Genomic DNA, 15348 nt, shown 5'->3' on the forward strand with positions numbered 1-15348 from the left:
AACCTTCGATTAACCAGATGAGTGCTAGATCGGGTGCGCCCCGGTCGTGGGGATTGAGGAGTTGAGCGGAATGATCCGTATGTTGCGCCATATCGGCGGGGCGCGCGTGGCCCTTGTCGTCGGTCTTGCTATGCTTGCGGCCGCCTGCGCCAAAAATCCGATGGACGGCCAGGGGGCCGGCATGGGCCAGCTCGGCTCGGCGCCGGCCGGCAGCCCGCAGGAGTTCATCGTGTCGGTCGGCGACCGCGTGTTCTTCGAAAGCGACCAGTCCGATCTGTCGCCGCAGGCCCGCGCCACGCTGGACAAGCAGGCCCAGTGGCTGCAGGCCTATGGCCGCTACACCTTCACCATCGAAGGCCACGCCGACGAGCGCGGCACGCGCGAGTACAACATCGCCCTCGGCGCCCGCCGCGCCCAGAGCGTGCGCGACTATCTCGCGAGCCGCGGCATCGACGGCAACCGCATGCGCACCATTTCCTACGGCAAGGAGCGCCCGGTGGCCGTCTGCAACGACATCTCCTGCTGGTCGCAGAACCGCCGCGCCGTCACCGTGCTGAACGCCGCGGGTTCGTGATCCCGGGGATCGTTCGGCCCTGTTTTCAAGCCCGGTCGGTGCATGGCTCCGGCCGGGTTTGTTTTGTGTGCGGGGCTGACGGCAGGTCAAACTTTGGACGCGATCGAGCCAGTATGTTCAAATGGTTCGGCGCGGCGCATCCGCCCCGCGCCGCCTGACATCAAGGCCTGAATTCATCGCCATGACCCTGTTCGCCGCGCGCCTGCCCGCCGCCCGTCTGTCCGTCGCCCTTGCCTGTGCCGCCCTGCTGATGGCAGTGCCGGCCGCCGATACCGCCTTCGCCCAGGCGGACAATAATTTCTTCGGCAACATCTTTCGTCCGCCCGGGCAGGTCCGCCCGAACAATCAGCCGGCCCAGCCGGCGGAAGCGCCCGATGACGCCACTACGGTGCGCGTCGACCGCATCGAGAACCAGCTGCGGCAGATGACGGGCATGATCGAGCAGCTCCAGTATCGCAACCAGCAGCTGGAAGCGCAGGTCCGGCATCTGCAGGAGCAGCTCGACATGCGCATGGGCGGTGGCGGTGGCGGTGCGCCGGCGCGTGCGCCGACGCCCGACGCGTCCGGTCCCGCGGCCCCGTCGTCGCAGCCGGGCCGGCGCTCCGACGCCTTCGATCCTTCGCAGCAGCCGGCGGCACCGGGGGCGCCGCGTCCGTTGGGCACCGGGCCGTCCGCCGCGTCGAGCGGCGGGGCGCCGATGGATCTCGGCACCCTGTCCGGGGCGGTGGCGGGAGGAGGCGGGCCGTCGGCCACGCTGCCGCCTTCCAACAGTCCCAAGGACCTCTACGAGCTCGGCGTCGGCTATATGCAGCGGCAGGACTACGCGCTCGCCTCGCAGACCTTCAAGAGCTTCGTGCAGCAATACCCGAACGACCGGCTGTTGCCGGACGTCTATTTCGGGCTTGGCGAGGCGGATTATTCGCGTCAGTCCTACAAGGAGGCCGCGCAAAGCTTCCTGAAGGTCTCCGCCGATTATCCCAACGCGGTAAAGGCTCCCGACGCGCTGCTGCGCCTTGGCCAGTCGCTGGCGGCGATCGGTGAGAAGGATGCCGCCTGCGCCACGCTGAACGCCGTCAACAACAAATACCCGCGTGCATCCGCCTCCGTTAAGCAGGGGGTGGAGCGGGAGCAGAAGCGTGCCGGCTGCTGACGGCACGCCAGCGGTCGATACGTCTTCCCGTCGCCTGTGGGATGCCGACCGGTTGGCCTCCCTGTTCGCGGCCTTTCTCCCCCATCGCGCCGTGCTTCTCGCCGTCTCGGGCGGGCCGGATTCGACCGCGCTCATGCTGTTGGCGCAGCAATGGCGCGTGGCGATGGCGGAGGGGCCGGTTCTGCATGTCGCCAGCGTGGATCATGGATTGCGGCGGGAGGCGGCCGGAGAAGCCGCGGCGGTCGGCCTCCTGGCCGCACGCCTCGGCTTGTCGCATGTCGTCCTGCCGCTCGACAGGCCGCTCAGCCGCAGCGGCATACAAGAGGCCGCACGCGACGCCCGCTATGCGGCGCTGGTGCGTCACGCGCAGGCTGTCGGCGCCGCGGCCATCGCCACCGGCCACACGCTCGATGACCAGGCGGAGACCGTGCTGTTCCGGCTGATGCGCGGCTCGGGCCTTTCCGGCCTTGCGGGCATGCCGGCCGAGCGACTCATGCCGGGGGAGGTCGCGCTGCTGCGGCCCCTGCTCGGCCTGCGCAAGGCGGAACTGGTGGCGGCGTGCCGGCAGGCCGATGCCGGTTTTGTCGAGGATCCATCCAATCGGGATCCGCGCTTCACCCGCGCCCGGCTGCGCCTGCTGTTGCCGCAGCTCGAGCGGGAAGGGCTCGGCGCCGAGAGGCTGGCGCGCCTCGCCGCCCGCGTTGCCCGTGCCGATGCGGCGCTGGAGGCCATGGCGGACCAGGCTGCCGACGCGGTGCTGGAGATCTTGCCGGCGGGGGTGTTCCGCTTGTCGCGCCCGGATTTCACCTTGTTGCCCGCCGAGATCGGTCTGCGCCTATTGGGGCGGGCAATCCGGGCCAGCGGCACGGAAGGTGTGCCGGAACTGGGCAAGCTCGAGGCCTTGCTCGACTGGATCGCGAAGGGAGGTATCGGCGCCCGCACCTTGTCGGGAGCGCTTTTGCGGGCGACGCCAACCGTGCTCGCCATCGCCAAGGCGCCGCCCCGTCGGCGTCGCGCTGTGGGTGCTGACGTGAATTTGCGTGACGGATCCGAGACGGTTTGAGCGGTGCATCTTGGCAAGGATCAAGGCCGGACCTAAATTACGATACGATAAAGGGAGGGCCGCCAGCGCCGGCGGCACCCAGCGCCGGGCGTAATCCGGCGCCGAAAGGACCATGATGAACGCCAATATTCGGAATTTCGCCCTCTGGGTGATCATCGTTCTCCTGCTGCTGGCGCTCTTCTCGCTGTTCCAGAATCCGGCGCAGCGTCAGGCCGCGAACGACATCAGCTTCTCCCAGCTCCTCAACGAGGTGGATCAGGGCCGCGTACGCGACGTCGTCATCCAGGGACCGGAGATCACCGGCACCTTCACCGACGGGCGCACGTTCCAGACCTATTCGCCCAACGATCCCTCGCTGGTGCAGCGCCTCTACGGCAAGGGCGTGTCGATCACGGCGAAGCCGCTGACCGACAATGTGCCGTGGTTCGTCAGCCTGCTGATTTCCTGGCTGCCCTTCATCGCGCTGATCGGCGTGTGGATCTTCCTGTCCCGCCAGATGCAGGGCGCCGGCGGCAAGGCGATGGGCTTCGGCAAGAGCCGCGCCAAGCTGCTCACCGAGGCGCATGGGCGCGTCACCTTCGAGGACGTGGCCGGCATCGACGAGGCCAAGAGCGACCTCACCGAGATCGTGGAGTTCCTGCGCGATCCGCAGAAGTTCCAGCGCCTCGGCGGCCGCATTCCGCGCGGCGTGCTGCTGGTCGGCCCGCCCGGTACCGGCAAGACGCTGCTCGCCCGCGCCATCGCCGGTGAGGCGAACGTGCCGTTCTTCACCATTTCCGGCTCGGACTTCGTCGAGATGTTCGTCGGCGTCGGCGCCTCCCGCGTGCGCGACATGTTCGAGCAGGCGAAGAAGAACGCTCCCTGCATCATCTTCATCGACGAGATCGACGCGGTCGGCCGCCATCGCGGCGCCGGCCTCGGCGGCGGCAATGACGAGCGCGAGCAGACGCTGAACCAACTGCTGGTCGAGATGGACGGCTTCGAGGCCAATGAGGGTATCATCCTCATCGCCGCGACCAACCGCCCGGACGTGCTCGACCCGGCGCTGCTGCGTCCCGGCCGCTTCGACCGCCAGGTCATCGTGCCGAACCCGGACGTGGTCGGCCGCGAGCAGATCCTCAAGGTGCATGCCCGCAAGATCCCGGTGGCGCCGGACGTGAACCTCAAGGTGATCGCCCGCGGTACCCCCGGCTTCTCCGGCGCCGACCTCGCGAATCTCTGCAACGAGGCCGCGCTCATGGCCGCCCGGCGCAACAAGCGCATGGTGACGATGAGTGACTTCGAGGACGCCAAGGACAAGGTGATGATGGGTGCCGAGCGCCGCTCGCTCGTCATGACCGAGGACGAGAAGCTGCTCACCGCCTATCACGAGGGTGGCCACGCCATCGTCGCGCTCAACGTGCCGGCCACCGATCCGGTGCACAAGGCGACGATCATCCCGCGCGGCCGTGCCCTCGGCATGGTCATGCAGCTGCCGGAGCGCGACAAGCTCTCCATGAGCTACGAGCAGATGACCTCGCGCCTTGCCATCATGATGGGCGGCCGCGTGGCGGAAGAGCTGATCTTCGGCCATGACAAGGTCACTTCCGGCGCCGCCTCCGACATCGAGCAGGCCACCCGCCTCGCCCGCATGATGGTCACGCGCTGGGGCTTTTCCGACAAGCTCGGCCAGGTCGCCTATGGCGAGAACAATGACGAGGTGTTCCTCGGCATGTCGATGCAGCGCCAGCAGAACGTCTCCGAGGCGACGGCGCAGACCATCGACAGCGAAGTCCGTCGCCTTGTCGACGAGGGCTATGCCGAGGCGACGCGCATCCTGACCGAGCAAAAGGAGCAGCTCGAAACCCTCGCGCGGGGCCTTCTGGAATACGAGACCCTGTCGGGCGACGAGATCGTCAACCTGCTCGACGGTCATCCGCCGGTGCGCGACACCACCGTCGAGCCGGCGAATGTGCGGGGCTCGGTGGTGCCGAGCGCCGGCAAGAACCGCCCTCCGCGGCCGGATGCCGGCATGGAGCCGCAGCCGCAGGCCTGACCGGCTCTTCGACGCGACTGAAAACCCCGGCCTCGTGCCGGGGTTTTTGTTTGCGGCTCTTGTCGCCGGGACCCATGGCGGCCGCACCTGCCCTTATGGCATGATCATTGTATCCAGTTTTTGCGAAGACGGCACGCAATCGGGCGGGCCGGGAGGAGCGGAGGAACTGGCATGACCGAGAAGGTGCATCCCGTCGACGAAATGCTGCCCTGGCCGCGTCTCGCGACGCTGGGGCTGCAGCATGTGCTGGTTATGTATGCCGGTGCCGTCGCGGTGCCGCTGATCATCGGGCGCGCCCTCAAACTGCCGCCGACCGACGTGGCCTTCCTCATCAGCGCGGATCTGTTCGCCTGCGGCATCGCCACGCTGATCCAGAGCCTCGGCTTTCGCGGCGTCGGCATAAGACTGCCGGTGATGATGGGCGTCACCTTCGCCTCGGTGGGGCCGATGCTCTCCATGGCCGCCGCGCCGGAGATCGGCCTGCTCGGCATCTACGGCTCGGTGATCGTCGCCGGCCTGTTCGGCATTCTGATCGCTCCCTTCATCAGCCGGTTGCTGCCGCTGTTTCCGCCGGTGGTGACCGGCACCATCATCATGGTGATCGGCATCTCGCTGATGCGGGTCGGCATCAACTGGGCGGGTGGCGGCTTGCCGACGCTGACAAGGATGGTCGACGGCGAGGCTGGCAGCTTCGCCAATCCGAATTACGGCCAGTTGCCGGGATTGGGCATCGCCTTGTTCGTGCTGCTGGTCATTCTCGCGCTCACCAAATGGGGCAAGGGCTTCGTCGCCAATGTCGCGGTGCTGCTCGGCATCGTCGCGGGCTGCGTGCTGGCCACGCTGCTGGGAGTGATGAACTTCGACAAGGTGGTGGCCGCCCCCTGGTTCGACATCGTCATGCCGTTTCATTTCGGCACGCCGAGCTTCCATCTGGTGCCGGCCTTGACCATGTGCCTCGTCATGATCGTGGTGATGATCGAGTCGGTCGGCATGTTCCTCGCCCTCGCCGACATGACCGGACGTCGCATCGATCGCGCGGCGCTTACCGCCGGCCTGCGCGCGGATGGCGTCGGCACGCTGATCGGCGGCCTTTTCAACACCTTTCCCTACACTTCCTTTTCGCAGAATGTCGGCCTGGTCGGCGTTACCGGCATGCGTTCGCGTTTCGTCACCGCCGCCGGCGGGGTGATCATGCTGGTGCTCGGCCTGCTGCCGAAGATGGCGTCGATCGTCGAATCGGTGCCGGCGGTGGTGCTGGGTGGTGCCGGCCTCGTCATGTTCGGCATGGTGGCGGCGACCGGCGCGCGGATTCTCGCGACCGTCGATTTCCGTACCAACCGCTTCAATCTCTATGTGGTGGCGATCTCGGTCGGGTTCGGCATGATCCCGCTGGTGGCGCCGAACTTCTTCAAGCAGTTGCCGCATGCGCTGCATCCGCTGCTGGAATCCGGCATCCTGCTGGCGGCCATCGTCGCGGTGCTGCTCAACGCCTTCTTCAATGGCGTGCGCAATGCGAAACAGGCGGAGCAAGAAGTCGCCCGTGCCGCGGCGGCGGCGGAACATGCCTGAAAGCCGCCGCAATGCGGGTATTTGTCAGCGAAAGAAACGCTTACACTTTGTGAAGCCTCTTCGGCCATGTTGAATGCTACATGGAAGCAAGGAAGGGCGCGCGTAGGCGGGTCCCTCTACGCATGTTTGACGGAAGCGCGCTCAAGTCGCGCGCTTTCCGACCGGCCGGAGATCTTCGATGACGCGCAAATATTTCGGAACGGACGGCATTCGCGGCCGGGCGAACGGCGTCATTACTCCCGAACTCGCCTTGCGCGTCGGCATGGCGGCGGGACTGGTGTTTCAGCGCGGCGAGCACCGCCACCGCGTGGTGATCGGCAAGGACACCCGCCTGTCCGGCTACATGATCGAGAACGCTCTGGTGGCCGGCTTCACTTCCGTGGGCATGGATGTGCTGCTGCTCGGCCCGATGCCGACGCCGGCGGTCGCCATGCTGACCCATTCGATGCGGGCCGATCTCGGCGTGATGATCTCGGCTTCGCACAACCCCTTTGACGATAACGGGATCAAGCTGTTCGGGCCGGACGGCTACAAGCTTTCCGACGTTATCGAGGCCGAGATCGAGGAACTCCTCGACGGCGACATGTCGGCCAGGCTCGCCGCGCCGACCAAGATCGGCCGCGCCAAGCGGGTCGAGAGCGTGCATGCCCGCTATATCGAATTCGCCAAGCGCACGCTGCCGCGGAACCAGAGCTTCGACGGCATTCGCGTGGTGGTGGACTGCGCCAATGGCGCGGCCTATCGCGTCGCGCCCGAAGCGCTGTGGGAACTCGGCTGCGACGTGGTGACCATCGGCGATCAGCCGGACGGCTTCAACATCAATCGCGAAGTCGGTTCCACCTCGCCCGAGGCGCTGATGGCCAAGGTGCGGGAGGTGCGCGCCGATATCGGCATCGCGCTCGACGGCGACGCCGACCGGGTGCTGATCGTCGACGAGAAGGGGCATCTCGTCGATGGCGACCAGCTGATGGCGGTGGTGGCCGAGAGCTTCATGCAGGACGGTCGGCTGTCGCGTAACGGCGTCGTGGCGACCGTGATGTCCAATCTCGGCCTGGAGCGCTATTTCCAGTCGCTCGGCCTCTCCCTGGAGCGCACGGCGGTCGGCGACCGCTATGTGCTGGAACATATGCGCGCGCACGGCTTCAATGTCGGTGGCGAGCAGTCGGGACACATCATCCTGTCGGACTATTCCACCACCGGCGACGGGCTGGTGGCGGCGCTGCAGGTTCTGGCGGTGGTGCAGCGGTTCGGACGTCCCGTGTCCGAGGTGTGCCATCGTTTCGATCCGCTGCCGCAGATCCTCAAGAATGTCCGCTACAGGGCGGGCAAGCCGCTGGAGACCGACAGCGTGCGCCAGGCGATCGCCGCCGCCGAGCTCAAACTCAACAGCCATGGCCGGCTGCTGATCCGTCCGTCCGGCACCGAGCCGGTCATCCGGGTGATGGGCGAGGGGGACGATCGCGACCTCGTCGAGGCGGTGGTGAACGACGTCGTCGAGGCGGTCGCGGCCGCCGCCTGAGCGCTGCGGGCCCCGCGTAGGGCGGCCCGCATTCCTCAGTGGTTCGCGCGGCGCAGGAGCCCGCGATAGATCTCGTCATCGTCGCACAGACCGGCGAGCCGGCCGAGATTGTCGACCAGCAGGATCGGCAATGTGGTGTGCTGCTTCAGCTCGATGGCGGCCTTCAGCCTGAGGTCGACGGGAGCGACGATGCCGTCGCAGAGGCGGGCTTCTTCCTCGTCGATGCGGCCGGCGTCGCCATCGGCCATGGCAAGCCGTCCCTCGCGGCCATCGAGCTCAAGCCCGACGGGACGATCCTGTTCGTCGACCCGCACGCAGATGCGGCCGGGACCATCCAGCATCACCTTCGTCCCGTTGCGCGGCAGGGACGCCGCCGGACGCATCACCGCCGTGCCGCGCAGCACGTTCAGCGGGTTCATGTGCTTCACGAATTCGGCGACATAGGCGTTGGCGGGGCGCAGGAGGATATCTTCCGCCGTTCCGGCCTGCACGATGCGCCCGCCTTCCATGATGGCGATCTTGTTGCCGAGCTTCAGTGCCTCGTCGAGATCGTGGCTGACGAAGACGATGGTCTTGTGGATGCGCCGCTGCAGGTCGAGCAATTCGTCCTGCAGCTTGTCGCGGATCAGCGGATCGAGCGCCGAGAACGGCTCGTCCATCAGCAGGATGTCGGCATCGGTGGCAAAGGCGCGGGCAAGGCCGACACGCTGCTGCATACCGCCGGAAAGCTCATGCGTGTATTTGCCGGCCCAGTTGGTCAAGCCGACCATGGCGAGCTTTTCGTCGACGATACGATTGCGCTCGGCGACGCTCATGCCGCGCAGTTCCAGCCCGAAGCCGACATTGTCGCGCACCGTGCGCCAGGGCAGCAGGCCGAATTGCTGGAACACCATCGAGACGGTGTGCATGCGCAATTCGCGCAGCGTCCGGTCGTCGCAATGAGCGACGTCGACCGGCTGGCCGCGGTGCTCGACGATCACCTCGCCGCGGGCTACCTCGTTCAGCCGGTTCACCGCGCGCAGGATGGTCGATTTGCCGGAGCCGGACAGGCCCATCAGCACGCAGATCTCGCCGCGCTCCACGGCGAGATCGACGCCGGCGGCGCCGAGTACCGCGCCGGTCCGGGTGAGGATCTCCTCGCGCGTGCGGCCTTCGTCGATGAGCTTGAGCGCGCCTTTCTGGTCGGCGCCGAAGACGATGTCGACATGACGGAATTCGACGGCGGGCATGGCGATCCTCCTAGCCCTTGCGCCGCGGCGTCGGCCGCTTGAACACGCGATCCAGCACGATGGCGAGCACGACGATGGCGAGCCCGGCCTCGAAGCCCATGGCGATGTTGACCGAGTTCAGCGCCCGCACCACCGGCTTGCCGAGGCCGTCGGCGCCGACGAGGGCGGCGATCACCACCATGGAAAGGCTCAGCATGATGCATTGGGTGATGCCGGCCATGATGGTCGGCAGCGCATAAGGCAGCTCGATCTTGAACAGCATCTGCGTACGGGTGGCGCCGAAGGCCTTGCCGGCCTCGTAGAGGTTGGCCGGTACCGAGGAGATGCCGAGATGGGTGAGGCGGATCGGGGCCGGAATGGCGAAGATCACGGTGGAGATCAGCCCCGGCACCACTCCCAGCCCGAACAGCACCAGCGTCGGGATGAGATAGACGAAGGTGGGAATCGTCTGCATCAGGTCCAGCACCGGATGGAGCGCCGCATAGAGCCATGGGCGGTGCGCGGCGGCAATCCCGATCGGCACCCCCACCACCACGCAGACCAGCGTGGCGCAGAGCACCAGCGACAGCGTTTCCATCGTCGCCTGCCAATAGCCGAGATTGGCGACCAGCAGCAGCGCGCCAAGAATGAACACCACCAGCCCGACCGAGCGGTGCACCAGCCAGGCGGCAAGCGCGAACAAGGCGATCAACAGCAGCGGCGGCACGAAGAGCAGCGCGCTGGTCAGGCCGGCGATCAGCGCCCCAAGCACCAGCGAAATGAAGTCGAACACGCTCTGCCCATGTTCGGTGAGCAGGTCTACGGCGTTCTTCAGCCAGAGGCCGAGTGGAATCTTGTGCGCGGTTAGCCAGTCAAACATCGGCATTTCCCTAGCGGCAAGAATTGCGGGCGGCCCCGCTCATGGCGAAGAGGTGGACGGCTGGGCGTTCTTCGAGGCCAGTTGCGCTGACCCTGACCGGTCTTTCCTTGCCCCTTCCCCTTAGGGAGAGGTGGCTCGCGCCGCGGGTCGGTGGGGGAGCGACATCGGGAAGCGTCGCAGACCCCTCATCCCGCCTCTCTCCCGACGGAGGGAGGGAGCAGGCGTCCTCTCCCGTCGGCGCGAGCCGCTAATCGAACGGCGCCGGGCTCAGAGGCCGACGCTTTTCTTCACCGCCGGTACCGCCGGCTGGCCGTCTAGGGTGGTCACGCCGGCAAGCCAGGCCTCCCAGGTGGCGGGATTGTCCTTCAGCCACTTCTTGGCGGCGGCGCCGGGTTCCGTGCCGTCGAACAGGATGTAGCCCATCACCACATTCTCGTCCCCGAGCGAGAACTTCAGGTTCTTGATCAGCGTGCCGACATTCGGGCATTCGGCAGCGTATCCAGCGCGGGTGTTGGTATAGACGGTGGCGCCGCCATAGTTCGCACCGAAGACGTCGTCGCCGCCATCGAGATATTTCAGGGCGAACTTGGAGTTCATCGGGTGCGGCTCCCAGCCGAGGAAGACGACGGCTTCCTTTCGCTTGGCCGCGCGCTCCACCTGCGCCAGCATGCCCTGCTCGCTGGATTCGACGAGATCGAAGCCCTTCAGGCCGAACTTGTCGTCCTTGATCATGTCGAGGATCAGCCGGTTGCCGTCATTGCCCGGCTCGATGCCGTAGATCTTGCCGCCGAGCTTGTCCTTGAACTTGGCGATGTCGGCGAAGGACTTCAGTCCCTCGTCATAGAGATAGGCGGGAACCGCCAGGGTGTACTTGGCGCCCTCGAGGTTGACGCCGATGACGTCCACCGTCTTGTCGTCGCGATAGGGCTTGAGGTCGGCTTCCATGGTCGGCATCCAGTTGCCGAGGAAGACGTCGATGTCCTTGGTCTGCATCGACTTGTAGGTGACAGGCACCGACAATACCTGCGTCTTCGGCGCGTAGCCCAGCGCTTCCAGTATCGCGGAGGTGATGGCGGTGGTGGCGGTGATGTCGGTCCAGCCGACATCGGCGAATTTGACCGCCTTGCAGGCGGCCGGCTCGGCGGCCTGTGCCCCCTGCCAGGCGGCCGGGGTGGCAAGTACGGTCAGGCCGAGAAGCACGGTGGCGAAAGTGGAGAGGCTGCGCATCGTTCGCTGTTCCCATTATGTCAAGGAACTGGCTCCGCAGTCTGCCGCTCGTCGGTTGGCGCGCGCATGGAGAGCGGCGCGAAGGGCGGCATGCTCGACGGTCCAGCGTCTTGCTTCCGGCAGTCTAGCCGGAAGGAGTGGTCTATGCATCCCGGCCGCTTGCGGCTCTTTTGAATGATAATTCAATAACGAATTCGTCCGTTTGTCATGCGCAATTTTTCGACTCCGAAATCTTGTCGTTGAACGCGATTTCAGCAAGGATGACGCGAGCCTTCCGCAGCGCGTCGCCGTCTGGCCTCGATAGGCGCCGGGGGTTCGACAGCATAGGCTGGCTCGGCTATTGTATGTCTGATCAATAATCGATCCGACGGAGGCTTCCATGGACAATCCCGCCCGCCAGGATGAAGGCGTTACCGCCGGTGGACGTCGGCGGGAGAGCGAGGAAGTCCGTCGTCAGCAGCTTATCGAGGCCACCATCGATTCGCTTGCGGAGATCGGCTTCAATGCGTCGACCCTGGCGCAGATCGCCGGCCGGGCCGGCGTCTCTCCCGGGCTCGTCGCCCATTATTTCGGCGACAAGGACGGGTTGCTGGAGGCGACGCTGCGCTTCCTTGCCGCACGGGTGGCGCGGGGAAGCGCCATGCGCCTCGCCGAGGCGTCCTCCGCGCGCGAGCGGGTGGGCGCGGTGATCGAGGCCAATCTGGCGCCGGAGGAATTCGGCAAGCCCAGCAGCAGCGTCTGGCTCGCCTTCTGGGGGCAGGCGCTGCATTCCGAGCGGCTGCGGCGCGTGCAGAAGGTCTACCAGTCCCGAATGCGGTCCAATCTGCGCCATGCCTTGCGGCCGCTGGTGCAGGAGGGCGAGGCCGACCGGGCGGCCATCGCCGTGGCGGCGATCATCGACGGTCTCTGGCTGCGGTCCACCCTGTCGGCCACCGGCGAGACGGATTCCGCCTCGGCCCGTGCCATTGCCTCCGCTTTCGTCGATGCGCAGATCGCCGCCGCGCCCCGATCAACGCCGGCGCCGGCCCTGCGGCGTGCCAGCCGTTTCGAGACGGTCAACCCGGCGACCGGCGAGGTGCTGGCGGAAATCGCCATTGACGGCGCCGCCGAGGTCGACGCGGCGGTCGCGGCGGCGACGCAGGGTCAGCGGGCCTGGGCGGCCATGACCGGCGCCGAGCGCGGGCGCATCCTCAAGCGCGTCGCCGACCTGCTGCGCAGCCGGAATGACGAGCTCGCCCGGCTGGAGACGCAGGACACCGGCAAGCCGATCCAGGAGACCAGCGTCGTCGACGTCGCCTCCGGCGCCGACTGCATCGAATACTATGCGGGCCTTGCCGCCACGCTGTCGGGCGAGCATGTCGATCTCGGCCCCGGCGCCTTCGGCTATACAAGGCGCGAGCCGCTCGGCGTGGTCGCCGGCATCGGCGCCTGGAACTATCCCCTGCAGATCGTCTGCTGGAAATCGGCGCCGGCGCTCGCCTGCGGCAATGCGATGATCTTCAAGCCAGCCGAGCTGACCCCGCTCACCGCTGTGAAGCTCGCCGGGATCATGCGCGAGGCCGGCGTGCCGGACGGCGTGTTCCAGGTCGTGCAGGGCTTCGCCGAGACCGGCCGGTTGCTCACCCGCCATCCCGGCATCGCCAAGGTGTCGCTCACCGGCGAGGTCGGCACCGGCAAGAAGGTGATGGCGGATGCGAGCTCGACGCTGAAGCAGGTGACGCTGGAGCTCGGCGGCAAGTCGCCGCTGATCGTGTTCGAGGATGCCGATCTCGACGATGCCGTCTCCGGCGCGCTGCTGGCCAATTTCTATTCCGCCGGCGAGGTGTGCTCCAACGGCACCCGCGTCTTCGTCCATGAGAGCGTGCGCGCGGCCTTCCTGGAGAAGCTGGTCGCCCGCGTCGAGAAGATGGTGGTCGGCGATCCGCTCGATCCGGCGACGCAAGTGGGCGCGCTGATCTCCGGCCCGCATATGGAGAAGGTGCTCTCCTATATCGCCCGGGGCCGCGCCGGCGGGGCAAGGCTGCTCGCCGGTGGCCACCGGGTGACGGAAGGCGGGCTCGATCGCGGCTTCTTCGTCTCCCCGACGGTGTTCGACGGCTGCCGCGACGACATGGCGATCGTGCGCGAGGAGATCTTCGGCCCGGTGATGGCGGTGCTGTCCTTCACCGACGAGGCGGAGGTGATCGCGCGGGCCAACGACACGCCATTCGGCCTGGCGGCCGGGGTGTTCACCCGCGACCTCGCCCGCGCCCACCGGGTGATCGCCCGGCTGGAGGCCGGCACCTGCTGGATCAACCACTACAATGTCACGCCCATCGAATTGCCGTTCGGCGGGGTGAAGCAGTCCGGCCTCGGGCGGGAGAACGGCAAGGCGGCCATCGAGCACTACACGCAGCTCAAGAGCGTCTACGTCAATCTCGGTTCGGTCGAGGCTCCCTACTGATGGCCACCGCGCGCGAAGGCTTCGACCAGGAGTTCGACTACGTCATCGTCGGCGCCGGCTCGGCCGGTTGCGTGCTGGCCGACCGGCTGACCGCCGACGGGACGAGCCGGGTGCTGGTGCTGGAATATGGCGGCTCGGACCGCTCGATCTTCATCCAGATGCCGAGCGCGCTCTCCATTCCGATGAACAAGGCGCGCTACAACTGGATGTATGAGAGCGAGCCGGAGCCCGGCCTCGGCGGCCGGCGCCTGCATTGCCCGCGCGGCAAGGTGCTGGGCGGCTCCTCCTCGATCAACGGCCTCGTCTATGTCCGCGGCAATCCTGCCGATTTCGACCGCTGGCAGGAGGAGGGCGCGCAGGGCTGGTCCTATGCCGACGTGCTGCCCTATTTCCGGCGCGCCGAGAGCCGCCAGGAGGGGGGCGACGAATATCGCGGCAGCGACGGGCCGCTCGCTACCCGCTACGGCACCCTCGCCAATCCGCTGCACCACGCTTTCATCGAAGCGGCGCGGCAGGCCGGCTATCCCGTCACCGACGACATAAACGGCCATGCCCAGGAAGGCTTCGGCCGCATGGACATGACGGTGAAGGACGGCGTGCGCTGGTCGGCGGCCAACGCCTATCTGCGTCCCGCGATGAAGCGGGCCAATCTCAGGGTCGACACCCATGCGCGGGTGACGCGCGTGCTGTTCGAGGGAAGGCGCGCCGTCGGCGTCGCCTATGAGCAGGGCGGCGTGCGCCGGCGGGTGCGGGCGGCGCGCGAGGTGATCCTCTCCGGCGGGCCGATCAACTCGCCGCAGCTGCTGAAGCTCTCCGGCATCGGGCCGGCCGATGAGCTCAAGGGCCTCGGCCTCGAGGTGGTCGCGCACCGGCCGGGGGTGGGCGAGAACCTGCAGGACCATCTGGAGTTCTATTTCCAGGTCGCCTGCAAGCAGCCGATCACCCTCTATTCCTCCATGGGACTCGCCGCCCGCGCCGGCATCGGCCTGCGCTGGCTGCTGCGCAAGGACGGGCTCGGGGCCACCAATCATTTTGAGAGCTGTGGCTTCATCCGCTCGCGGGCGGGCGTCGCCTATCCCGACATCCAGTACCATTTCCTGCCGCTGGCGGTGACCTATGACGGCCAGGGCCTCGCTTCCGAGCACGGCTTCCAGGCGCATGTCGGGCCGATGCGCTCGAAGAGCCGCGGCTGGGTGCGGCTGCGCTCCGCCGATCCCGCCGACAAGCCGCGCATCTTCTTCAATTACATGAGCGATCCCGACGACTGGACGGAAATGCGCGCCTGCGTGCGGCTGACGCGCGAGATTTTCGCCCAGAAAGCCTTCGATCCCTATCGCGGGCGGGAGATCCAGCCGGGGGCCGATGTGGTGGACGATGAGGCCATCGACGCCTTCATCCGCGACAAGGTGGAGAGCGCCTTCCATCCATCCTGCACCTGCAAGATGGGCGCGGCCTCCGACCCGATGGCGGTGGTCGACCCGCAGGCGCGGGTGATCGGCGTCGAGGGGCTCCGGGTGGTGGATTCCTCGATCATGCCCTCGGTGACGACGGGTAATCTCAACGCCCCCACCATCATGCTCGCCGAGAAGGCGGCCGACGGGATTCTCGGCCGGCCGGCGCTTGCCCCTTCCAACGCGCCCTATTACCGGGCGTCGGACTGGCAGCACGCGCAGCGCTGAT

General features: G+C 67.1%; 11 protein-coding genes. 8 read left to right on the top strand and 3 right to left on the bottom strand.

The genetic code is table 11. The features are described from left to right. Window positions 1-70 precede the first annotated feature (70 nt). From pal to glmM, 6 genes are all read left to right on the top strand, one after another. A complete protein-coding gene (gene pal, locus KHC19_RS19260) occupies window positions 71-574 on the top strand; it encodes a peptidoglycan-associated lipoprotein Pal (RefSeq protein WP_213354471.1) in 504 nt (167 codons plus the stop codon). A gap of 181 nt (window positions 575-755) precedes the next feature. Further along, on the top strand, window positions 756-1724 hold the full coding sequence (ybgF, locus tag KHC19_RS19265; protein WP_213354473.1) for a tol-pal system protein YbgF: 969 nt from the start codon (window positions 756-758) through the stop codon (window positions 1722-1724). Further along, window positions 1711-2787, top strand: a complete 1077-nt coding sequence (tilS, locus tag KHC19_RS19270; protein ID WP_213354475.1) for a tRNA lysidine(34) synthetase TilS — start codon at window positions 1711-1713, stop codon at window positions 2785-2787. Before ybgF ends, tilS begins: the two co-directional genes overlap by 14 nt. Before the next feature lie 115 nt (window positions 2788-2902). Further along, window positions 2903-4822, top strand: a complete 1920-nt coding sequence (gene ftsH, locus KHC19_RS19275; RefSeq protein WP_213355147.1) for an ATP-dependent zinc metalloprotease FtsH — start codon at window positions 2903-2905, stop codon at window positions 4820-4822. Between the two features lie 171 nt (window positions 4823-4993). Next, a complete protein-coding gene (locus KHC19_RS19280; protein ID WP_213354477.1) occupies window positions 4994-6391 on the top strand; it encodes a nucleobase:cation symporter-2 family protein in 1398 nt (465 codons plus the stop codon). 178 nt (window positions 6392-6569) lie between these two features. After that, window positions 6570-7910: a phosphoglucosamine mutase gene (glmM, locus tag KHC19_RS19285; protein ID WP_213354484.1), complete on the top strand. Its 1341-nt coding sequence runs from the start codon at window positions 6570-6572 to the stop codon at window positions 7908-7910. Window positions 7911-7945: 35 nt separating this feature from the next. On the opposite strand, the gene choV is transcribed toward glmM, so the two are convergent. From choV to KHC19_RS19300, 3 genes are all read right to left on the bottom strand, one after another. After that, window positions 7946-9139 carry a choline ABC transporter ATP-binding protein gene (choV, locus tag KHC19_RS19290; RefSeq protein WP_213354486.1) on the bottom strand — a complete coding sequence of 398 codons (1194 nt, stop codon included), beginning with the start codon at window positions 9137-9139 and terminating at the stop codon, window positions 7946-7948. A gap of 10 nt (window positions 9140-9149) precedes the next feature. After that, window positions 9150-9998: a choline ABC transporter permease subunit gene (choW, locus tag KHC19_RS19295; protein WP_213354488.1), complete on the bottom strand. Its 849-nt coding sequence runs from the start codon at window positions 9996-9998 to the stop codon at window positions 9150-9152. A 267-nt stretch (window positions 9999-10265) separates the two neighbouring features. Further along, window positions 10266-11225 (bottom strand): choline ABC transporter substrate-binding protein, encoded by a 960-nt coding sequence (locus tag KHC19_RS19300; RefSeq protein WP_213354490.1) that lies wholly within the window; start codon window positions 11223-11225, stop codon window positions 10266-10268. A gap of 379 nt (window positions 11226-11604) precedes the next feature. Here KHC19_RS19300 and betB point away from each other — a divergent pair, with 379 nt between their 5' ends. Then, a complete protein-coding gene (gene betB / locus KHC19_RS19305) occupies window positions 11605-13668 on the top strand; it encodes a betaine-aldehyde dehydrogenase (RefSeq protein ID WP_213354492.1) in 2064 nt (687 codons plus the stop codon). Beyond that, window positions 13668-15347: a choline dehydrogenase gene (betA, locus tag KHC19_RS19310; RefSeq protein WP_213354494.1), complete on the top strand. Its 1680-nt coding sequence runs from the start codon at window positions 13668-13670 to the stop codon at window positions 15345-15347. Before betB ends, betA begins: the two co-directional genes overlap by 1 nt. Window position 15348: the final 1 nt, after the last annotated feature.

Source organism: Ancylobacter oerskovii (assembly GCF_018390555.1).
GTDB lineage: Bacteria > Pseudomonadota > Alphaproteobacteria > Rhizobiales > Xanthobacteraceae > Ancylobacter > Ancylobacter oerskovii.